Origin of the sequence: Aromatoleum toluolicum (genome assembly GCF_012911005.2) — a bacterium.
Lineage (GTDB): Bacteria > Pseudomonadota > Gammaproteobacteria > Burkholderiales > Rhodocyclaceae > Aromatoleum > Aromatoleum toluolicum.
In genome coordinates this window covers 44,849-65,833 of sequence record NZ_WTVS01000018.1, presented here as the reverse complement: position 1 = coordinate 65,833, position 20,985 = coordinate 44,849, and the positions used below count along the sequence as shown (strand labels likewise).

23 protein-coding genes are annotated in these 20,985 nt (G+C 68.9%); 21 read left to right on the top strand and 2 right to left on the bottom strand.

Going from position 1 to position 20,985, the window contains the following annotated elements:
* Nucleotides 1-69 precede the first annotated feature (69 nt).
* Nucleotides 70-762 carry an urea ABC transporter ATP-binding subunit UrtE gene (gene urtE / locus GPA27_RS10445; RefSeq protein ID WP_169140198.1) on the top strand — a complete coding sequence of 231 codons (693 nt, stop codon included), beginning with the start codon at nucleotides 70-72 and terminating at the stop codon, nucleotides 760-762.
* A gap of 13 nt (nucleotides 763-775) precedes the next feature.
* On the opposite strand, the gene GPA27_RS10440 is transcribed toward urtE, so the two are convergent.
* Complete coding sequence (locus GPA27_RS10440; RefSeq protein ID WP_256222892.1) at nucleotides 776-1,693, bottom strand: YihY/virulence factor BrkB family protein; 918 nt, start codon at nucleotides 1,691-1,693, stop codon at nucleotides 776-778.
* Between the two features lie 467 nt (nucleotides 1,694-2,160).
* Between GPA27_RS10440 and GPA27_RS10435 the strand changes: the two genes are divergently transcribed.
* The 10 genes from GPA27_RS10435 to GPA27_RS10390 all read left to right on the top strand — a co-directional run bounded on the left by GPA27_RS10435 (nucleotide 2,161) and on the right by GPA27_RS10390 (nucleotide 9,925).
* Nucleotides 2,161-2,775: an alternative oxidase gene (locus tag GPA27_RS10435; protein ID WP_169140196.1), complete on the top strand. Its 615-nt coding sequence runs from the start codon at nucleotides 2,161-2,163 to the stop codon at nucleotides 2,773-2,775.
* 94 nt (nucleotides 2,776-2,869) lie between these two features.
* Nucleotides 2,870-3,748, top strand: coding sequence for an urease accessory protein UreD (locus GPA27_RS10430; RefSeq protein WP_169140242.1), 879 nt, complete (start codon nucleotides 2,870-2,872; stop codon nucleotides 3,746-3,748).
* A 28-nt stretch (nucleotides 3,749-3,776) separates the two neighbouring features.
* On the top strand, nucleotides 3,777-4,079 hold the full coding sequence (gene ureA, locus GPA27_RS10425) for an urease subunit gamma (RefSeq protein WP_169140194.1): 303 nt from the start codon (nucleotides 3,777-3,779) through the stop codon (nucleotides 4,077-4,079).
* 211 nt (nucleotides 4,080-4,290) lie between these two features.
* Nucleotides 4,291-4,599: an urease subunit beta gene (locus tag GPA27_RS10420; protein WP_169140192.1), complete on the top strand. Its 309-nt coding sequence runs from the start codon at nucleotides 4,291-4,293 to the stop codon at nucleotides 4,597-4,599.
* A 13-nt stretch (nucleotides 4,600-4,612) separates the two neighbouring features.
* Nucleotides 4,613-6,328, top strand: coding sequence for an urease subunit alpha (gene ureC / locus GPA27_RS10415; protein ID WP_169140190.1), 1,716 nt, complete (start codon nucleotides 4,613-4,615; stop codon nucleotides 6,326-6,328).
* Nucleotides 6,329-6,340: 12 nt separating this feature from the next.
* Nucleotides 6,341-6,883, top strand: a complete 543-nt coding sequence (gene ureE / locus GPA27_RS10410) for an urease accessory protein UreE (RefSeq protein ID WP_281431354.1) — start codon at nucleotides 6,341-6,343, stop codon at nucleotides 6,881-6,883.
* Between the two features lie 157 nt (nucleotides 6,884-7,040).
* Complete coding sequence (locus GPA27_RS10405; protein ID WP_169140188.1) at nucleotides 7,041-7,721, top strand: urease accessory protein UreF; 681 nt, start codon at nucleotides 7,041-7,043, stop codon at nucleotides 7,719-7,721.
* Nucleotides 7,718-8,356, top strand: coding sequence for an urease accessory protein UreG (ureG, locus tag GPA27_RS10400; RefSeq protein WP_169140186.1), 639 nt, complete (start codon nucleotides 7,718-7,720; stop codon nucleotides 8,354-8,356). The genes GPA27_RS10405 and ureG overlap by 4 nt, the downstream gene beginning before the upstream one ends.
* Before the next feature lie 122 nt (nucleotides 8,357-8,478).
* Nucleotides 8,479-8,721: a hypothetical protein gene (locus GPA27_RS10395; protein ID WP_169140184.1), complete on the top strand. Its 243-nt coding sequence runs from the start codon at nucleotides 8,479-8,481 to the stop codon at nucleotides 8,719-8,721.
* A gap of 151 nt (nucleotides 8,722-8,872) precedes the next feature.
* A complete protein-coding gene (locus tag GPA27_RS10390) occupies nucleotides 8,873-9,925 on the top strand; it encodes a porin (RefSeq protein WP_169140182.1) in 1,053 nt (350 codons plus the stop codon).
* A 173-nt stretch (nucleotides 9,926-10,098) separates the two neighbouring features.
* Here the strand turns inward: GPA27_RS10390 and GPA27_RS10385 are convergent, their stop codons facing one another.
* On the bottom strand, nucleotides 10,099-11,196 hold the full coding sequence (locus GPA27_RS10385) for an ABC transporter substrate-binding protein (RefSeq protein ID WP_246261023.1): 1,098 nt from the start codon (nucleotides 11,194-11,196) through the stop codon (nucleotides 10,099-10,101).
* 105 nt (nucleotides 11,197-11,301) lie between these two features.
* On the opposite strand from GPA27_RS10385, the gene GPA27_RS10380 reads away from it, so the two are divergent.
* The 10 genes from GPA27_RS10380 (at nucleotide 11,302) to hemE (ending at nucleotide 20,570) form a co-directional block, all read left to right on the top strand.
* Nucleotides 11,302-11,979 carry a response regulator gene (locus GPA27_RS10380; protein ID WP_169140177.1) on the top strand — a complete coding sequence of 226 codons (678 nt, stop codon included), beginning with the start codon at nucleotides 11,302-11,304 and terminating at the stop codon, nucleotides 11,977-11,979.
* Nucleotides 11,980-11,997: 18 nt separating this feature from the next.
* Nucleotides 11,998-13,407, top strand: a complete 1,410-nt coding sequence (locus tag GPA27_RS10375) for a sensor histidine kinase (protein ID WP_169140175.1) — start codon at nucleotides 11,998-12,000, stop codon at nucleotides 13,405-13,407.
* Between the two features lie 161 nt (nucleotides 13,408-13,568).
* Nucleotides 13,569-14,540: a Bug family tripartite tricarboxylate transporter substrate binding protein gene (locus GPA27_RS10370; RefSeq protein ID WP_169140173.1), complete on the top strand. Its 972-nt coding sequence runs from the start codon at nucleotides 13,569-13,571 to the stop codon at nucleotides 14,538-14,540.
* Nucleotides 14,541-14,623: 83 nt separating this feature from the next.
* Nucleotides 14,624-15,604, top strand: coding sequence for a Bug family tripartite tricarboxylate transporter substrate binding protein (locus tag GPA27_RS10365; RefSeq protein ID WP_169140170.1), 981 nt, complete (start codon nucleotides 14,624-14,626; stop codon nucleotides 15,602-15,604).
* Entirely contained in the window at nucleotides 15,601-16,083 is a 483-nt protein-coding gene (locus tag GPA27_RS10360) for a tripartite tricarboxylate transporter TctB family protein (RefSeq protein ID WP_169140168.1), read from the top strand. The genes GPA27_RS10365 and GPA27_RS10360 overlap by 4 nt, the downstream gene beginning before the upstream one ends.
* Nucleotide 16,084: 1 nt before the next feature.
* Complete coding sequence (locus GPA27_RS10355) at nucleotides 16,085-17,602, top strand: tripartite tricarboxylate transporter permease (RefSeq protein WP_169140165.1); 1,518 nt, start codon at nucleotides 16,085-16,087, stop codon at nucleotides 17,600-17,602.
* 12 nt (nucleotides 17,603-17,614) lie between these two features.
* Complete coding sequence (locus tag GPA27_RS10350) at nucleotides 17,615-18,358, top strand: TerC family protein (protein WP_169140240.1); 744 nt, start codon at nucleotides 17,615-17,617, stop codon at nucleotides 18,356-18,358.
* A 90-nt stretch (nucleotides 18,359-18,448) separates the two neighbouring features.
* A complete protein-coding gene (locus tag GPA27_RS10345; protein WP_169140163.1) occupies nucleotides 18,449-18,898 on the top strand; it encodes a universal stress protein in 450 nt (149 codons plus the stop codon).
* Between the two features lie 245 nt (nucleotides 18,899-19,143).
* A complete protein-coding gene (locus GPA27_RS10340; RefSeq protein WP_169140161.1) occupies nucleotides 19,144-19,386 on the top strand; it encodes a hypothetical protein in 243 nt (80 codons plus the stop codon).
* A 113-nt stretch (nucleotides 19,387-19,499) separates the two neighbouring features.
* Nucleotides 19,500-20,570, top strand: coding sequence for a uroporphyrinogen decarboxylase (gene hemE / locus GPA27_RS10335; RefSeq protein ID WP_169140159.1), 1,071 nt, complete (start codon nucleotides 19,500-19,502; stop codon nucleotides 20,568-20,570).
* The last annotated feature ends 415 nt before the right edge of the window (nucleotides 20,571-20,985 follow it).

The following is a 20,985-nucleotide window of genomic DNA, read 5'->3' as shown; positions in this document are numbered from 1 at the left end:
TGCGCAAACACCCGCCACATCCGGCTGGCTGCGGGGCTTATCTGTGTGTTGTGTTGAAAGGCAGGGAATATGCTGACGGTCGACAACCTGAATCAATACTATGGCGGTAGCCACATCCTGCGGGGTCTTTCGTTCGATGTGCCGCTTGGCAAGGTCACGACGCTGCTCGGGCGCAACGGCGTGGGCAAGACCACGCTGCTGAAGACCCTGATGGGACTGGTGCCTGCTGCCAGCGGCAAGGTCACCTTCGGCGGCGCGGACATCACCCGCGCGCCCTCGCACGCTCGCGTGCACGCCGGTATCGGCTTCGTGCCGCAGGGGCGCGAGATATTTCCGCGTCTCACCGTCGAGGAAAACCTGTTGATGGGCCTCGCCAGCCGGCCGCGCGGCACTCCGCTGCCTGCGCGCATCTTCGACATGTTTCCGGTGCTGCGCCAGATGCTCGGCCGGCGTGGCGGCGACCTCTCCGGTGGGCAGCAGCAACAGCTCGCGATCGGCCGCGCGCTCGCCTTCGGACCGAGACTGCTGATCCTCGACGAACCCACCGAGGGTATCCAGCCGTCGATCATCAAGGATATCGAGCGCGCCATCCGCAGCCTCGCCGAAACCGGCGAGATGGCCATCTTGCTCGTCGAACAGTATTACGACTTCGCCCGCTCGCTCGCCGACCAATACCTCGTGATGGAACGCGGCGAGATCGTGATGCGCGGGGAGGGCGCCAACATGGACGCGGACGGCGTGCGCGAGGCGCTGTCGGTATAACGTCGAGCTCCGGTCAGCCCTGCCCGGTCGTGAACGGCTGCGGGCGTGCGTCGGGGTCGCCAGTGCCGCTGCGTTCGTATTCCGCGATGACCTGCGCGCCCAGCAGCAGCAGGGTCGCCGCAACCTCCAGGCTCAGCAGAACCGCGATCGCCGTCGTCAGGGAGCCGTACACGGTGCTGATCTGCGACAGCGTGGCGAAGTACCACACGAGCACATGGCGCGACAGCTCCCACAGCAGCGCCGCGGTGACCGCGCCGAGCAGGGCGTGTTGCAGCGACAGCCGGCCCACCGGCATCACGAGATAGACCGAAGTCAGCATGAAGATTTCGCCCGCGAGACCGAGCAGATAGAGCAGCACGCCGGACACGCCGCCGAGCGACCAGCTGCGCCCGAGGAGCTCCACCCGTTCCTCGCCCATGGCCTGCAGGCTGCCCGCCACCAGCGTCGCCAGCAGCAGGCCGAAGGCGAGGAACAGGATGTAGACATACGGCATCACGGCCGAGACGAGGAAGTGGCGCCGCCTGATCGCCACCCGGTGGTGGAAGATCACCGACATCGCGTTCTCCAGCACGGTGAAGGCCAATGAGCTGAAGAACAGCATGGTGGCGAGCAACACCCAGCCGATGACCTCGCGGTGTGCGAGGAAATTCGCCAGTTCCGCCACGATCGCATGGGACTGGCCCGGCAGCAGCCATTCGAGGTAACGCCCGAGGGTCTGCAGCAACTCGTCCTCGCCGATGATGTGGGACAGCCCGATCACGGTGAGGATGAGCAGCGGCACGGTCGATAGCAGCGCGTAATAGGCGATTGCGCCGGCCAGCAGCAGGCCTTGGTTGGCGCGGAACGCCTTCAGCGTCCGGAGCACGAAGGCACCCGGATGCTTGAGGATTTCTGTGGCGTGGTCGGTCGGCATGGGTGCGGAAGCGCGCACGGGCTGTCGGAAGGCGGTGTCAGACTACACCCGCACCCGCGCCATGCACCATTGCGCAGCGCGCGTCCCTGGATCGGAAGCGCGGATTCGCGCGGCGATCGACAACCGATCAGTCAGATGCTCTAGCGAAGCCCGAAGAACGACAAGACCACCAGGATGATGACTACTGCGCCGACGATGTAAACGATGCTGTTCATGAGACTGACCTCCGTGTGAGTGATGCGGCCGGATCGCCTGTGATGCGCGATGCTCCTGTCGCCGATTCCACACTACCCGTCTCGGTGCGGATGTTCGGTACGTCAGCGCGCACAGGATCGAATAAATCCGCGGGTGCCTGACGGGCTGGGATTCGGTTCATGCGAAAAACTTCCCGTGTGTTCGGTAACGAACGGAATGGCGCCGCAATATCAATCAGATTGGGCGAAACAAGGACGAGCATTGCGTTGATTCACAACCCTTGGCTGCCTATGTCAGATACTCCTCCGCTCGAGCGACACCACGTCCCGCGCGATTTCTCCGACCGCGTTGCGCTGGCCTTCACCAAGGCGATGCGCTTCTTCGCCGACACGGTGTTCGCGCGTCGCTACGGCCATCGTGCGGTGGTGCTGGAAACGGTGGCGGCCGTGCCCGGCATGGTGGGCGGCGCGCTGCAGCATCTGCGTGCGCTGCGCCGGATGGAAGGCGACCGCGGCTGGATCCGCACGCTTCTGGACGAAGCGGACAACGAACGCATTCACCTGATGACCTTCATTCACGTCGCCCAGCCGACGCGTTTCGAGCGGTTGCTGATCGTGATCGCGCAGGGCGTGTTCTTCAACTTCTACTTCCTGCTGTACCTGATCTCGCCACGCACCGCGCATCGCGTCGTCGGCTATTTCGAGGAGGAGGCGGTGTACAGCTACACGGAGTATCTGGCCGGCGTGGACAACGGCACCTACGCCAACATCCCGGCGCCGAAGATCGCGATCGATTACTGGCATCTCGCCGAGGATGCGCGCCTGCGCGAGGTCATCATCGCGGTGCGCGCGGATGAGCTCCATCACCGCGACGTCAATCACGCGTTCGCCGACGAGCTGAGATGAGCCGAAACGGCGCCGGCATGCGGGGCGGACGACCGGCACGTGGCGGGGATCCCGGATCGGTTTGGGCTGGCCTGAGGATTGCTACATGACGTGCATGAATGCCGTCGTCGAAGCCCTTGCTGGCCTTGAGCCCACGTTTTCGCCGCAGCCGGGCGCATCCGGATGGTGCGCCGAACTCGCGCTCGAGTTCGCACGCCGGGGGGCTCGCACCGTTCTCGTGCGTCGGCACCATCTTGGGCCGCTGCGCGTGCAGAAGGCGCTGTACCCGGAGGGCGAGGGGGTGTGCCACGGCATCGTGCTGCATCCGCCGGCCGGCATCGCCGGGGGCGACTCGCTGGCGATCGACATCAGGGTGGATGCGGGGGCGCACGCCTTGCTGACGACGCCGGGTGCCGGCAAGTGGTATCGCAGCGCGGGGCCGACGGCAGGGCTGACGCAGCGCATCGCGGTGGCTGACGGCGCAGTGTGCGAGTGGCTGCCGCAGGAGAGCATCGTCTATGAAGGTGCCCTCGGCACATTGGCGACGGAGGTGGAGCTCGTCGGCGATGCGGCCTTCGTCGGCGCCGAGATGTTGTGCTTCGGCCGCACCGCGTCGGGCGAGCGTTTCACGCGCGGGGCGCTGGCGGTATCCACACGCATCCGCCGCGACGGCCGGCCGCTGTGGCTGGAGCGCGGGCGCATCGCGGGCGGCAGTCCCTTGCTCGAGTCCCCGGTGGGACTCGCGGGCGCGCCGGTGGTCGGGAGCGTGCTGGTGGCGTCGCCGAAGTGCGATGCGGCCTTGCGCGACGCGTGCCGCGCGATCGTGCCGGTGGCCGGGCAGGGGGCGGTGACGCTGTTGCCGGGCTTGCTCGTTGCGCGCTGGCTGGGGCCGGCGTGCGCGCCCGGGCGCGAATGGTTCACGCGCCTGTGGGCGGTGGTCCGGCCCGCGGTCGCCGGCGTGCCGATGCGCGTGCCGCGCATCTGGAACACCTGAGGGAATACCTGAACGAGGACAAGAACAAATGGAACTGACCCCACGCGAGAAGGACAAGCTGCTGCTGTTCACCGCCGGCCTGCTCGCCGAGCGGCGGCGTGCGCGCGGCCTGAGGCTGAATTACCCCGAAGCCGTCGCGTTGATCTCGTGCGCGATTCTCGAGGGGGCGCGCGACGGGCGCACGGTGGCCGAGCTGATGAGCGAGGGCACGACGATCCTCGCGCGCGATGAGGTGATGGAGGGGGTGCCGGAGATGATTCCGGAGATCCAAGTGGAGGCGACTTTTCCGGATGGAACGAAGCTGGTGACGGTGCATAACCCGATCGTGTGAGGCGACATGGCCCGTTATGGCTGCCCGCGCCGTGGCGGGTGGGAATTTGCTCCGCGGGCTGCTGCTACGCAGCGCGGCGGAGGTGACGCAAATGAGCGCGGTGCGGCGCGCTTCCGCGCCTGCGCTCAGACAGTCCTCGCCTGCTCCGCAAACACCCACCCGACACGGCGCTACGTGGTGCCATGACTCACAACCTTGCGGAGAGAGATAGATGATTCCCGGTGAAACCCTCGTCGCCGACGGCGAGATCGAACTCAATGCCGGTCGCGCGACGCTGACGCTGGCGGTGACCAATACCGGCGACCGGCCGATCCAGGTCGGCTCGCATTACCACTTCGCGGAAACCAATGCCGCGCTCGACTTCGACCGCGCCGCGGCGCGCGGCTTCCGGCTGAACATCGCGGCCGGCACGGCGGTGCGCTTCGAGCCGGGGCAGTCGCGCATCGTCGAGCTCGTGGCGCTGGCGGGCGAGCGCAAGGTGTATGGCTTCCGCGGCGGCGTGATGGGTAGCTTGGAATGAGGGGGGCGCTGTGATGAAAGTGACGATCTCGCGCCGCGCGTATGCGGAAATGTTTGGCCCAACCGTTGGCGATCGCGTGCGGCTGGCCGACACCGAGCTGTGGATCGAGGTCGAGCGCGATTTCACGATCTACGGCGAGGAGGTCAAGTTCGGCGGCGGCAAGGTGATCCGCGACGGCATGGGGCAGGGCCAGCGGGTGTCGGCGGAGGTCGCGGACACGGTGATCACCAACGCGCTGATCATCGACCACTGGGGCATCGTCAAGGCCGACGTCGCGATCAAGGACGGGCGTATTGCCGGCGTCGGCAAGGCGGGCAACCCGGACATCCAGCCGGGCGTGACGATCGCGATCGGCGCGGGCACCGAGATCATCGCCGGCGAGGGCATGATCCTGACCGCGGGCGGCATCGACAGCCACATCCACTGGATCTGCCCGCAGCAGATCGAGGAAGCGCTGATGAGCGGCGTGACGACGATGTTGGGCGGCGGCACCGGCCCCGCGACCGGCACCTTCGCGACGACGTGCACGCCGGGGCCGTGGCATATCCACCGCATGCTGCAGGCGGCCGACGCGTTTCCGATGAACCTCGGTTTCTTCGGCAAGGGCAACGCGAGCCTGCCCGAGCCCTTGCGCGAGCAGGTCGCAGCCGGTGCGATCGGGCTCAAGCTGCATGAGGACTGGGGGACGACCCCGGCGGCGATCGACAACTGCCTCACCGTCGCCGACGAGCTGGACGTGCAGGTCGCGATCCACACCGACACGCTCAACGAGTCGGGCTTCGTCGAGACCACGCTCGCGGCCTTCAAGGGGCGCACGATCCACACCTTCCACACCGAGGGGGCGGGCGGCGGGCACGCGCCGGACATCATCCGCGCGGTGGGGCAGGCCAACGTGTTGCCGTCGTCGACCAATCCGACGCGGCCGTACACGGTGAACACCATCGACGAGCATCTCGACATGCTGATGGTGTGCCACCATCTCGACCCGGCGATCGCCGAGGACGTCGCCTTCGCCGAGAGCCGTATCCGCCGCGAGACCATCGCCGCCGAGGACATCCTGCACGACAGCGGCGCGTTCTCGATGATGTCGTCGGACTCGCAGGCGATGGGCCGCGTCGGCGAGGTCGTGATCCGCACCTGGCAGACCGCGCACAAGATGAAGGTGCAGCGCGGACCGCTGCCGCAGGACCGTGCCCGAGGTGATGGCAAGGCGGACAACTTCCGCGTGAAGCGCTACATCGCCAAATACACGATCAACCCGGCGATCACGCACGGGATCTCGCACGTCGTGGGTTCGGTCGAAGTCGGCAAGCTCGCGGACCTGGTGCTGTGGAAGCCGGCCTTCTTCGGCGTGAAGCCTTCGCTGATCCTCAAGGGCGGCATGATCGCGGCGGCGGCGATGGGCGACCCCAACGCGTCGATCCCGACGCCCCAGCCGGTGCATTACCGGCCGATGTTCGGGGCCTTCGGCGGCGGGCTGAAGACTTCGGTGACTTTCGTGTCGCAGGCGGCGCTGGCGAATCCGGCGGTCGCGGCGCTGGGGCTGGCGAAGCGGCTCGTAGCGGTGAGCGGCTGCCGCAAGGTGACGAAGGCGGACATGATCCACAACGACGCGACCCCGGCCATCGACGTCGATCCAGAGACCTATGTCGTGCGCGCCGACGGCGAGCTGCTGACCTGCGAGCCCGCGGACGTGCTGCCGATGGCGCAGCGTTACTTCCTGTTCTGAGAGATTCCAGCGATGGCCGAAAGCGATTCCGTGATTCCCGCCACCTCCGGCGCGGTGCGTCCGATGCTGCTGCTCGAGGCGCTGTACGACGGCCCCGCGGCCGCGAGCGAGCGGCTGGAGCTCGATTTTTCCTACCGCACGAAGAGCCGTCTGCGCGCGAAACTGGCGTCCGGCGAGGAGGTCGGGCTGTTCCTGCCGCGCGGCACGATCCTGCGTGGCGGGCAGAAGCTTGCAGGGGGCGATGGGCGCATCGTCGAGGTCGTCGCGGCGCCCGAAGATCTGGTCGAGGCGCGCTGCGCGAATCCGTCGGCGCTCGCACGTGCGGCCTACCACCTCGGCAACCGCCACGTCGCGGTCGAGGTTGGTGCCGACGCGGCGGGCGACTGGCTGCGCATCCAGGCCGACCACGTGCTCGAAGGCATGCTCGTCGGGCTCGGCGCGACGGTCACCGCGCTGCGCGCCCCCTTCGAGCCGGAGGCGGGCGCTTACGCGCACGGGCACCAGCATCCGGGGGACGGCAGCGGGGCGCGCATCCACATGATGGGCGGTCGCTGATGATGTTCGAGCGGCCTTCGGCGACTGGATTGGCGGGATACGCTGCGCTCCTCCCGCCCTACGGGGGCCGTGCTTCAGCTGCGCGTGTCGCTGGCACGGAACGCAGGGCGGGAGGAGCCGAAGGCGTACCCCGCCACGCGGCCTTCGGGAGGCCGCGATGCTACCGCTGATCCGCCTGCTGCAGCTCGCCAGTCCGGCCTTGCCGGTCGGCGCCTACACCTACTCGCAGGGGCTGGAGTGGGCGGTCGAGTCCGGCGCGGTGCGCGACGAGGCGGCGGCCGCGCGCTGGATCGGCGATCTGCTCGAATGGAACCTCGCGCGCTTCGAGGCGCCGTTGCTGGCGGCCTTGATCCGCGCGTGGGAAGACGGCGACGATGCGCAGGTCATGGCGCTCAACGCCGATTTCCTCGCCAGCCGCGAGAGCGCCGAACTGCGTGCCGAGACGGTGCAGATGGGCTACTCGCTCGTCCGTCTGCTCGGCGACCTCGACGCCTTCGCCGCCCTGCCCGGCTGGCGGGTGCGGCTCGTCGCGCTCGACACCCCGTCCTTTCCGACGGCCTGGGCGGCCGCGGCCGCGGCGTGGGCGATCCCGGTCGACATGGCGTTGCCCGCCTACCTGTGGGCGTGGTTGGAGAACCAGGTCATGGCCGCGGTGAAGGCGGTGCCGCTGGGCCAGTCGGCCGGTCAGCGCCTGCTCGCGACGCTCGGCGCGCGCATCCCGGAACTTGCGGCGCAGGCGGCGCAGCTTCCCGCAGATCAATGGAGCAACTTCACCCCCGGCCTCGCGCTCGCGAGCAGCCGGCACGAAACCCAATACACGAGGCTCTTCAGATCATGACCCCCCACACCTCCCAGCCCCTGCGCGTGGGCATCGGCGGCCCGGTCGGCTCGGGCAAGACGGCGCTGACGCTCGCCTTGTGCCTTGCCCTGCGCGAACGCTACGACATCGCCGTCGTCACCAACGACATCTACACCGCCGAGGACGCGCAGTTCCTCGTGCGCAACGAGGCGCTCGCGCCCGAGCGCATCATCGGCGTCGAGACCGGCGGCTGCCCGCATACCGCGATCCGCGAGGACGCGTCGATCAACCTCGAGGCCGTCGATCGCCTGATCCGGCGTTTCCCCGGCGTCGAGATCATCTTCGTCGAATCCGGCGGCGACAACCTCGCGGCGACCTTCTCACCCGAGCTCTCCGACCTCACGCTGTACGTCATCGACGTCTCCGCCGGCGACAAGATCCCGCGCAAGGGCGGCCCGGGCATCACGCGCAGCGACCTGCTGGTGATCAACAAGATCGACCTCGCGCCGCTCGTCGGTGCGAGCCTGGAGGTCATGGACCGCGACGCGAAAAGGATGCGCGGCGAGCGCCCCTTCGTCTTCAGCAACTTGAAGACCGGCCAGGGGCTGGCCGAGATCATCGACTTCATCGAACGCCAGGGCCTGCTGCGCCCGTCGGCGGCGGAGCGCGCCTGATCGCGCCGGCGCCGCACCCCGAGTGCCGGCGTCGGCGCGTCTGCAACCAACCGTTGGCTCCTGCCTTGTTTCGACCTTCGCCGATCCAGTAATCTCCCATAACGCATTCCACGGACATCGCCATGACATTGCCCCGCATCGCTACCGCCCTGGCTTTCACGCTCGTCGCCGGCCCGGTCCTCGCGCACGGCGATCACGGCCTCGTGCCGGGCCTCGCGCACATGTTCTCGTCCGGCGTAGAGCACCTGCCGGCGGTCCTCGTCGCACTGGTCAGCGCCTTCTTCGCCGTCCGCGCGAGCGGTGCGTTGCGCTGGACGTTGGGTGGCCTCGCGGCGGCGGCCGGCGCGCTGACTTTCGCGCTGTAGGCGCGCGCGGCCGTCGCTCCGCGCGTGCGCGGCGGTGTGCGCGTTCGGCGCCGTGCGCAGAAAGCAGACTGAAAGCGAGTTCGTGTGGAATGCGCTGCACCCGGCCACGCAGGTGTGGCCGAGGGCGAATGAGCGCAACCGGAGGAGCACAATGCACAAGAAAATCATCGCCGCGGCCATCGCGGCGGCCGTCGCCATGCCGTTCGCGGCGCTGGCGCAATCGACCCCGTCCAACGTCACGATCTACGGCCTGCTGGACCTCAACCTTGCGCGCGAATCGGCGGGCGACAAGGAACGCACCGGCGTCGATCACGGCGAACTGAACGGCTCGCGCCTGGGATTCAAGGGCAGCGAGGCGCTCGGCGGCGACCTGAAGGCGATCTTCACCATCGAGAGCGGCTTCGACCCCTCTACCGGCACCGCCGAGCAGGGCGGCCGGCTGTTCGGGCGCCAGTCCTTCGTCGGCCTCGAAAGCGCCAGCTGGGGCCGCCTCACCCTCGGCCGCCAGTACTCGCCGGCCTTCGTCGCCATCGACCCGTTCGACGCCACCGGTTCGGCCGACCGCAGCGTGGGCCTGCTGACGCGCAAGACGGGCGGCATCAAGCCGGCCTACGAGACGCGCTTCGACAACATGGTGAAGTACCGCTCGCCGAGTTTCGCCGGCCTCGAGTTCGATCTCGGCTATTGGCTGGGCGAGAAGAGCGGCAACGGCGACGCGCGGAAGGAAGGCAACGGCCACGGCATCACCGCGCTGTACAAGAACGGCGCGTTGGCGGCCTCGCTGACGACCCAGAGCGTGCATCGCGACGCCACCGGCGGGCGCGTGCGCACGACGGGCGGTGGGATCGCCTACGACTTCGGCGTCGTGAAGCCCTACCTCGCCTACACCCAGGACAGGGAAAGCGGTTCGGTCGGCAGCGGCAAGGCGCGCACCTTCGACGTCGGCGCCGAGATCCGTGTCACCGCCAACGACACGATCGCGCTGAGCTACGCCAAGCGCGACGAGCGCAACGACGCCGCGGCCGAGGACGCGCAGGGCTGGTCGGCGTACTACATGCACGACCTGTCCAAGCGCACGACGCTGTATGCCGCGTACTCGCAGCTCAGCAACAAGGACGACGCCAACTACGCGCTCGGCAACCTCACGCCCGATGCCGGCGACGATCCGCGCGTGCTGATGGCGGGCATCCGCCACCGCTTCTGAGCGGCCCTCGCCCCGGAGGCTATCTTCTCCTCTTCGCGCGTTCCCGCGCGTTCCTTCCCCCGGCGCAGCGACTCCCGGCGCCGGGGGTTTTTCGCGTCGACGTCCCCGGGAACGATACCGCGAGCGGGCTCGTCATGCCTGTGAAGACGGGCGGAACCGGGTTCCGCCGTGGATCAGGGCGCGGGAAACAGCGTTTGCTGCCACTTGCGCAGGAAGTCGCGGCGCTTGACCTGGTCGAGGTAGGTCATCAGTCCGGGCCCGATCGGGATCGGGCGGAAGGCGCCGCCGAGCTGGCGGCGCAGCTCGGCGGCCGCGGCGTCGTCGGGCACGTCGTCGCGCACCGCGAAGAAGCCGGGGTTCTGCGCGAGCAGCTGCTGTCCCTCGCGCGACAGCAGGTGGTCCAGCCACAGGCGTGCGGCGTTCGGATGGCGCGCGCCGCGCGAGATGAAGGCGATGCGGCTCAGCACCAGCGTGTAGTCGCGCGGCAGCACGACGCCGATCGCAGGGTCCTCATGGGCGCGCAGCAGCGCGTAGGAGCCGAGCACGTTGTAGCCGATCAGCGCCTCGCCGGACGCGATGCGGTCGAGCATGCCGGTGGTCGAGACCAGCGTGGCGATGCCGGTGCGGCCGAAGGCCTGGGCGAGCTTCCAGAACACGACCGGGTTCGCGAGCTCGTCCTGCGTGTGCAGCATGAAGCCGAGGCCCGACGTGGAGGGTTCGTAGGTCGCCAGCTTGCCGCGGAAGCGCTCCGGCTGCTGGGCGAGCAGGCGCAGCAGCTCGGCATGCGTCGTGGGCACGTCGGCGGGGGCGAGCCGCTTGCGGTTGTAGGCGATCGCGACGGGTTCGAAGGTGGTGCCGAAGGCCTCGTTCTTCCACACCGCCCAGTCGGGCAGCGCGGCCGTCTCGGCGGAGCGCCAGGGCTGGGCGTAGCCGTCGTTGACGAGCTTCACCTGCATGTCCATCGCCGAGCTCCACACCACGTCGGCCTGTTCGCCGCGCGCGGCCTCGTCGAGGAAGCGCCGGTACAGCTCGCCGCTGTTGAGGTCCTCGTAATGCACGCGCACGCCGGGGTAGCGCTGCTCGAAGTCGCGGATCAGCGGGCGCGCGATGCGCTCGTCGGTCGCGGCATGGACGATGACGCGGCCCTCGCGTATCGCCGCCGCGTAAAGCGTGTCGTCCCGCGCCGCACGGGCGCTCGCGGCCGTCAGCACGCACGCGCACGCGAGCGCGAGCGCGACGGTGCGAAGCAGGCGGGGCAGGAATGTGCTCAATTCGAGGTCCTTGCGGAGGATGGCAGTGGTCCGCAGTGATTTTGCACGCCGCGCTCGTTTGCGGCACGATGATCTATCCAACAGCTTTCGAAGCACCTTCAGCCGATGCGCCTGCTGCTCGTAGAGGATCATACCGAACTCGCGGAATGGGTTTCCAAGGCGCTGGTGCAGGCGGGTTACGCCGTCGACGTGATGCGCCGCGGCGACCATGCCGACCACGCGCTGCTCACCCAGCCCTACGACCTCGTCGTGCTCGATCTGTCGCTGCCCGGGATGGACGGCCTGGAGGTGCTGCGCCGCCTGCGCGGGCGCGATGCGACCCGGACCACGCCGGTGATCATCCTCACCGCGCGCGGCTCGACCGAGGATCGCGTGAAGGGCCTCAACCTCGGCGCCGACGACTACCTGCCCAAGCCCTTCGAGCTCACCGAGCTGGAGGCGCGCATCAAGGCGCTGCTGCGCCGGGCCGGCAACCTCGTGCCGACGGTGAAGATCGGCCGGCTGGAGTTCGACCTCAACTCGCGCCTCGCGACGGTCGAGGGCAAGCCGCTGTCGCTGACACCGCGCGAGCTCGCGGTGCTCGAGGCGCTGATCGCGCGCCAGGGGCGCCCGCTCGCGCGCGAGGCGCTGTTCGAGAAGGTGTTCAGCTTCGACGAGGAGGCGCGTCCGGAGGCGATCGAGATCTACGTGCATCGCCTGCGCAAGAAGCTGGAGGGCTCGGGCGCGGTCGTGACGACGCTGCGCGGGCTGGGCTACCTGATCGGCGAGGCGGGCGGTGACTGAGGCTTGGCGCGGGCGGGCATGCGCGCGTCGCTGAGCCTGCGCGGGCGCGTCGCGCGCTGGCTGCTGCCGCCGCTGCTGATCCTGCTCGCGATCAACGCCGTGCTGTCCTGGGTGGGCGCGCGCCAGGCGGTCAATCGCGCCTACGACCGTTCGCTCACCGCATCGGTCCGCGCTATCGCCGAGCAGGTGCATTCGCTCGAGGGCGAGATCACCGTCAATGTGCCGTACTCGGCCTTCGACGTGTTCGAGGCCGGCGTGCAGGAGCGCGTGTTCTACGCCGTGATCGCCCCCGACGGGCGCCTCGTGACCGGCTACGAGGATCTCCTCGCGCCGCACGCGCCGCCCGAGGACGGCACGCTGCTGCTGGCGGAGATGCAGTACCGCGGCGAGGACGTGCGCATCGGCGCGATGCGGAAGCGCCTGTACGACCCGGCGCTCGCGGGCGGCGACGCGGTGACGATCGTGTTCGCCGAAACCACCGAGTCGCGCGTCGCACTTGCCCGCGAACTGTTCTTCGACAGCCTGCGGCGCCAGCTGCTGCTCGTCGGGCTGGGCGCGCTGATGCTGGTGCTGGCGCTGGGCACGGCCTTTCGCCCGCTCGTGGAGCTGCGCGACGCGGTGCAGCGGCGCGCCGAGGACGACCTCACGCCGGTGCCTACCGGCAACGTGCCGAGCGAGGTGCAGCCGCTGATCGGCGCGATCAACCACCACATGGAACGCCTGTCGGCGATGCTCGCGGCACGCCGGCGCTTCCTCGCCGACGCCGCGCACCAGATCCGCACCCCGCTCGCGGTGCTCAGCACGCAGGCCGAGTTCGGCGCGCGCCAGGGCGACCCGGGCGAGATGCGGCGCATCTTCGAGAGCCTGCTGGCGACGATCCGCAGCACGCGCCGCATGGCCGACCAGATGCTGTCGCTGTCGCGCGCGGAGCCGGCCAACGGCCTGATCCAGGAGCAGGCGCCGGTCGATCTCACCGCGATCGCGCGCGAGGTCGCGCTGGAGCTGGTACCGGTGGCGCTGAAGAAGCGCATCGAGCTCGCCTTCGAGGAGACGGGGCCGGCGCCGATGACCGGCAACGCCGCGATGCTGCGCGAGCTCGTCGCCAACCTCATCGACAACGCCATCCGCTACAGCCCGCCGGACACGCAGGTCGTCGTCGCGACCGGCACCGCGGACGGGCACGTCGTGCTCGCGGTGAGCGACGAGGGACTGGGCATTCCGGTCGCCGAGCGCGACAAGGTGTTCCAGCGCTTCTACCGCATCCTCGGCCAGGGCGGGCCGGATGGCAGCGGCCTGGGGCTCGCGATCGTGCGCGAAATCGCGCTCGCGCACGGCGGCGAAGTGAGGCTCGCCGATGCGCCGGGCGGACGCGGGCTGCAGGTCGAGGTCGAGTTTCCGCGCCGCGCGGACGAGGCCGGACAGGCTTAATTTGTGATGTCGGCTTGAGTGCTGCGCCGTCGCTCCCTCCCCTTCAAGGGGGCGGAACAAGGCGCTGTCGACCACTGAAAGCCAATCGAAAGCCCTTCTCCGTATCGTCTGCCTTCATGCAGGGCCGGAGCGACCGGTCCGATATCAAGGAGGAGACAAGCATGATCCGCAACATCGTCAAAACCACCCTCGTCGCCGCAGCGATCGGCCTCGGCTTCGTCGCCAGCGCCCCGGCGCTCGCGCTCGACAGCGTCAAGATCCTCGTGCCGGCCAACCCGGGCGGCGGCTGGGACCAGACCGCGCGCGCGCTGCAGGCCGCGATCAACGCCGAGGGCCTCGCGAAGAAGGTCACCGTCGACAACAAGGGCGGCGCGGGCGGCACGATCGGGCTGGCACAGTTCGTCAATGGCGCCAAGGGCGACGGCGGCGCGACGCTGGTCGGCGGCATGGTGATGGTCGGCGCGATCGCGACCAACAAGTCGCCGGTGAACCTGACCCAGGTCACGCCGCTCGCGCGCCTCTCCGGCGAGACGCTGGTCGTCGTCGTGCCGGCGAGCTCCAAGATCCAGACCCTGAAGGAGCTGATCGACCAGTTCAAGGCCAACCCGGGCTCGGTGTCGTGGGGCGGCGGCTCGGCGGGCGGCTCGGACCACATCCTCGCGGGCCTGATCGCGCAGGCCGTCGGCGTCGATCCGACGAAGGTGAACTACATCGCCTACTCGGGCGGCGGCGAGGCGCAGGCCGCGATCATGGGCGGCCACGTCGCGGCCGGCATCAGCGGCTTCGGCGAGTTCCAGTCGCAGATCAAGTCCGGCAAGCTGCGCGCGCTGGCGGTCTCGGGCGCCGAGCGCATCCCCGGCGAGAGCGTGCCGACGCTGAAGGAGCAGGGCGTCAATGTCGAGATGGTGAACTGGCGCGCGATCTTCGCCGCGCCCGGCATCAGCGAGGCGCAGCAGAAGGAGCTCGTCGCCGTGCTCGACAAGGCGGTCACGTCGAACTCGTGGAAGGACGCGCTGAAGCGCAACGACTGGCAGGACATGTACCTCGCCGGCCCCGAGTTCAAGAAGTTCCTCGACGCCGACATCGCGCGCATCACCAAGCTGGTGACCGACCTCGGCATGGTCAAGCCGTAAGCGGCCGCCTCGCCGCCCGCAGCACCTACCCGCGCGGGGCCGCGCCGCCGCGGCCCGCGGGACCTCTTCCGGAGACACTCGACATGCGACATCACCCTATCGGCGCCGGCCTCGGCCGCGCGCTGAGGACAGCCCTCGCCGGCCTCGCCCTCGCGGGCGCCACCCTGGCCTGCGCCGCGGACTACAAGATTCTCGTGCCCGCCGCGCCCGGCGGCGGCTACGACCAGCTCGGCCGCGCGGTGCAGGCCGCGCTGCAGGCCAACAAGCTCGCCGAGCGCGTGCAGGTGAACAACGTCGCCGGCGCGGGCGGCACGATCGGGCTCGCGCAGCTGATCAACAGCAGCAAGGGCGACGGCGGCGCGCTGATGGCGAGCGGCAAGGGCATGGTATCGGCGGTGTTCATCAACAAGTCGCCGGTCACGCTGTCGAACGTCACGCCGATCGCGCGCCTCACCGGCGAATACGAGGTGCTGGTGGTGCCGGCGAGCTCGCCGCTCAAATCCATGGCCGACCTCGTCGCCGCGTACAAGGCGAATCCGGCCGCGGTGTCGTGGGCGGGCGGCTTCGCCGGCGGCGTCGACCAGCTCACCGCGGGCATGATCGTGCAGGCGATCGGCGGCGAGGCGGGCAAGTTCAACTACGTCGCCTTCGGCAGCGGCGGCGAGGTGCTGGCGCAGGTGCTGGGCGGCCACGTCACGGTGGGTCTGGGCGGCTTCAACGAGTTCGCGGGCCAGATCAAGGCGGGCAAGCTGCGCGCGCTGGCGGTCACGGCGCCCGCGCGCGTCAAGGACATCGACGTGCCGACGCTGAAGGAGCAGGGCATCAACGTCGAGTTCGTGAACTGGCGCGGCATCATGGCGGCGCCCGGCATCAGCGACGCACAGCGCGACGAGCTGGTGAAGGCGCTGACGCAGATGGCGAAGAGCGAGTCGTGGAAGGCGACGCTCGAGAAGAACGAGTGGGTCGACATGCTGATGGCCGGCGACGAGTTCCGCCACTACGTCGAGGCTGAGCAGAAGACCGTGCTCAAGCTCGTCACCGACCTCGGGCTGGTGAAGAAATGAGCACGCGCGCACGCATCGACGCCGGCGAGCTGCTGATCTCGCTCGTGCTGCTGGCGCTGGGCAGCTTCGTCGCCTTCGAGACCCAGGGCATCGCCGAGACGCAGGGTTATGCGCAGGTCGGTCCGCGCCTCTTCCCATACGTCATCGGCACCGGTCTCATGCTGTGCGGCGCCTGGCTCGCGTGGCAGGCGCTCTCCGGCGGCTGGCGCGCGATGCCGGAAGAAGCCGAGACGCACGCGGCGCCCGACCGCATGGGCTTCCTGCTGATCAGCGCCGGCGTGGTGCTGCACATGGTGCTGATCGGCTGGGCCGGCTTCATCCTCGCCTCGACGCTGCTCTTCGTGCTGGTCGCGCGCGGCTTCGGCAGCAAGAAGCCGGTGCGCGACCTCGGGATCGCGGTCGTGCTGTCGTCGATTGTGTATTTCCTCTTCACGCGCGGCCTGGGCCTGAGCCTGCCCGCCGGCCCGTTCGGAGGCTGAGATGGACACCCTTAACGCACTATTCTCCGGCTTCGCCGTCGCGCTGAGCCTGCAGAACCTGTTCCTCGGCTTCGTCGGCGTCACGTTGGGCACCGCGGTCGGCGTGCTGCCGGGCGTCGGCCCCGCGCTGACGGTGGCGCTGCTGCTGCCGGCCACGGCCGGCTTCGACCCCACCGGCGCGCTGATCATGTTCGCCGGCATTTACTACGGCGCGATGTTCGGCGGCTCGACGACTTCGATCCTGCTCAACACGCCGGGCGAGTCGGCGACCATCGTCACCGCGATGGAAGGCAACATGATGGCCAAGCGCGGCCGCGCCGGCGCGGCGCTCGCGACCTCGGCGATCGGCTCCTTCGTCGCCGGCACGATCGGCACCGTGCTGCTGACCTTCGTGTCGCCGTTCGCGGTCGACGTCGCGCTCAAGTTCGGCCCGGCCGAGTACTTTTCGGTGATGGTGCTGGCCTTCGTGACGGTGTCGGCGGTGCTCGGCGCCTCGCCCGCGCGCGGCCTCGCGGCGCTGTTCCTCGGGCTCGCGATCGGCCTCATCGGCCTCGACAGCCAGACCGGCCAGGCGCGCTTCACGCTGGGTGTGCCGGAACTGCTCGACGGCCTCGACATCGTCGTCGTCGCGGTGGGGCTGTTCGCGGTCGGCGAGACGCTGTACGTCGCCACCTACCTCAACCGCGGCGTCGACACCATCGAGCAGATGAAGGGCTCGATCTGGATGAGCAAGGAGGACTGGAAGCGCTCGTGGAAGCCGTGGCTGCGTGGCACCGCCTTCGGCTTCCCGTTCGGCTGCATCCCCGCTGGCGGCGCCGAGATCCCGACCTTCCTGTCCTACGCGACGGAGAAGAAGCTCAGCAAGCATGCCGACGAGTTCGGCAAGGGCGCGATCGAAGGCGTCGCCGGGCCGGAAGCGGCCAACAACGCCTCCGCGAGCGGCACGCTGATGCCGCTGCTGACGCTGGGCCTGCCGACCACCGCGACCGCCGCGATCATCCTCGCCGCATTCCAGCAGTACGGCCTGCAGCCTGGTCCGCTGCTGTTCGACACGCAACCGGAGCTGATTTGGGGCCTGATTGCAAGCATGTATATCGGAAACGTCATCCTCCTCGCACTGAACCTGCCGCTCGTGGGGGTCTGGGTAAAATTGCTGGCGATCCCGCGACCGCTGCTCTACGCCGGCATCCTGATCTTCGCGACGATGGGCGCCTACGGCATCCGCAACTCGTGGTTCGACCTGGCGCTGCTGTACGGCATCGGCCTGCTGGGCTTCGTGATGCGCCGCTACGACATCCCGGTCGCGCCGGTGCTCGTCGGCCTGATCCTGGGGCCGCTGTCGGAGCAGCAGTTCCGCCGCGCGCTCGCGATCAGCCAGGGCGACCTGTCGATCTTCGTGACGCAGCCGATCTCGGCGACGGTGCTGGCGATCACCGCGCTGGTCGTGATCGTGCCGCAGGCATGGCGCCTCGTGCGCCGCATGCAGGCGAACGCGATCGGCCACCATTCACCGATCTGAGGAGTAATGACCGTGTTTGAAACCATGATGGACGCCGCCTTCTGGGTGTCCGTGCTGCAGATCATCGCCATCGACATCCTGCTCGGCGGCGACAACGCCGTCGTGATCGCGCTGGCGTGCCGCAAGCTGCCCGAGCACCAGCGCAACAAGGGCATCGCGTGGGGTGTCGTCGGCGCGATCGCGCTGCGCATCGTGCTGATCTTCTTCGCGCTGCAGCTGCTGGCGCTGCCCTTCCTGAAGGTCGTCGGGGCGCTGCTGCTGCTGTGGATCGGCGTGAAGCTGATGCAGCCGGAGGACGAGGACGGCCACGGCAACGTCGAGGGCTCGACGCATCTGCTCGGCGCGATCAAGACCATCGTCGTCGCCGACGCGGTGATGAGCCTCGACAACGTGATCGCGGTTGCCGGCGCGGCCAAGGGTGACCTCGGCCTCGTGGTGTTCGGCATCGTCGTCAGCATCCCGATCATCGTGTGGGGCAGCAAGTTCGTGCTGAAACTGATGGACCGCTTCCCGATGGTCATCACGCTGGGCGCGGCGCTGCTGGGCTGGATCGCCGGCGGCATGCTGGTCGGCGACGTCGTGATGAAGCCCTACGTCGAGCACCTGCCGGGCTGGCTGCATTACCTGAGTTCGGCCGTCGGGGCGCTGTTCGTCGTCGCGCTCGGCGGCTGGCTCGCGCAGCGGCAGTCCGGCGACGGCGACGCGGCGGGCGAGCTCGCGGTCGAAACCGCCGGCGGGAGCGCCGCGCGCGACTGAGCGCCGCACCACGCAACGCCGGCCGCGCGCCGGGGCCGTCCCCACGGCCCGGCGCGCGCCAAAGAACCTCTCTCATCCCAAGGACGCACCATGTTCCAGCACATCCTCGTCCCCACCGACGGCTCGCCGCTGTCCGACCAGGCCCTAGACCGCGCGATCGGGCTTGCCCGCAACCTGGGCGCGCGCCTGACGATCCTCAACGCGATCGCCGAAGCGCCCTTCCCGGTGACCAACTTCGGCGAGGGCGGCCACTACGATCCCGAGAAGTCGCGCCGCTTCGCCCGCGAAGCCGCTACGCACGGCCAGCACATCCTCGACGCCGCGCTCGCCCGCGCGCGCGAGGCCGGGATCGATGCCGACGCGGTCCTCGAAAGCAGCGAGGCGCCCCACCGCGTGATCATCCACACCGCCGAGAGCCGCGGCTGCGACCTGATCTGCATGGCCTCGCACGGCCGGCGCGGCATCAACGCGCTGCTGCTGGGCAGCGAGACCAACAAGGTGCTCGCGCACTGCACGATTCCGGTGCTGGTGTGCCGCTGAACGCGCGACGGGCCGCGCTGCGGTCGCTTCGGCGCGCCGCTGGCGCGGGACGGCAGCGCCAGCGGCGCCCGTCGGCGGCGACGCCGGTGGAAACCTTCTGACCACCCGCGTCTGCCGTCCGGAATGCAGCTTGCCGGCGGTGGATGTCGACCCCCAGCGCGGCCGCACTCCTGTTCGCTGGCACGCAACTTGTTTCAACCTCGGCTGATCCAGTTAACCGCGCCCAGCATTCCGAGGACATCGTCATGAAGCCGCTCCGCATCGCCACCGCCATCACCCTTACGCTCTCCGCCGGCCCGCTCCTGGCGCACGGCGATCACGGCTTCGTGCCGGGCCTCGCGCACATGTTCTCGTCCGGTGCCGAGCACCTGCCGGCGGCCCTGGTCACGCTGGTGAGCGCCTTCTTCGCGGTGCGCGCGAGCGGTGCGCTGCGCTGGACGCTGGGCGGCCTCGCGGCGGTGGCCGGAGCGCTGACTTTCGCGCTCTGAGCGCGCCCGCGGCGGGGCATATGCCCCGCTCTGCCACCGGGGGTCGGCATGACGGCGGAAAACGCGGATAATCGCGGTTTGCGCCCGCATCGGGCAGATTTGAGGACGTAACCGTGACCCGCCTGCAGAATGACACCTTCCTGCGCGCCTTGCTGCGCCAGCCGACCGAATACACGCCGCTGTGGCTGATGCGGCAGGCGGGGCGCTACCTGCCCGAGTACTGCGAGACCCGCAAGCGGGCGGGCAGCTTCCTGAACCTGTGCAAGAGCCCGACGATGGCCTGCGAGGTCACGCTGCAGCCGCTCGCGCGTTACAACCTCGACGCCGCGATCCTGTTCTCCGATATCCTCACGGTGCCGGACGCGATGGGCCTGGGCCTGTACTTCGCCGAAGGCGAAGGGCCGCGCTTCGAGCGCCCGCTGCGTGACGAGTGGGAGATCCGCAACCTCGCGATCCCCGATCCGCACGCCGAGCTGCAGTACGTGATGGACGCGGTCGCCGAGATCCGCCGCGCGCTCAACGGCAGCGTGCCGCTGATCGGCTTCTCCGGCAGCCCGTGGACGCTCGCCTGCTACATGGTCGAGGGCGGCTCGTCCGACGACTATCGCAAGGTCAAGGCGATGGCCTACTCGCGCCCCGACCTGATGCACCACATCCTGTCCGTGACGGCCGACTCGGTCGTCGCCTACCTCAACGCGCAGATCGAATCCGGCGCGCAGGCCGTGATGGTGTTCGACTCCTGGGGTGGCGCGTTGTCCGAGGCCGCCTACCACGAGTTCTCGCTGCCCTACCTCAAGCGCGTCGTCGACGGCCTGATCAAGGAGCGCGACGGCGAGCGTGTGCCGAACATCGTGTTCACGAAGGGCGGCGGCCTGTGGATCGAGAGTATCGCCGACATCGGCTGCGACGCCGTCGGCCTCGACTGGACGATGGACATCGGCCGCGCGCGCAAGCTCGTCGGCGACAAGGTCGCGCTGCAGGGCAACCTCGACCCCAACGTGCTGTTCGCGCCGCCGGAAGCCATCGCGCGCGAGGCGAAGCGCGTGCTCGATTCCTACGGCAACCACCCCGGCCACGTCTTCAACCTCGGCCACGGCATCTCGCAATTCACGCCGCCCGAGTCGGTGTCGGTGCTGGTCGACACCGTGCACGAGCACAGCCGCAAGATCCGCGCCGGCGCCTGAGCGTCCCGCACCCGAACCCCGGCCGGGACGCGCACAGCGCACCCCGCCGGGGTTCCTTTTTTGGGTTGGGGAAAATTCCCCGGTCGTCGGCACCGTCAAGGTGCAATGCGTGCAGTTGGAGGCGTCCGGCCGACCCTTGTCAAGCGGAATAATATGCGTTGACCGCTTGACTTATGCACAACGGCCCGATTCCGCAGCCGGATCCTGCATGGAATCGGGGTTTATTCACCTGAAAACATAAGTGTATGAAATTTAACGAATAAAAATTTGCCTACTGTTAAGGCAATGTGACACAAGGGCAGATGCGGCGCCGGTTTCAGGACGTTTCACCCATGCTATCAACAAAGTTATCCACAGCTTTTGTGGACAAGCGCCGGAAGGGTTTCACGGCAAAGATTTAACCCCCGTTTCCGAA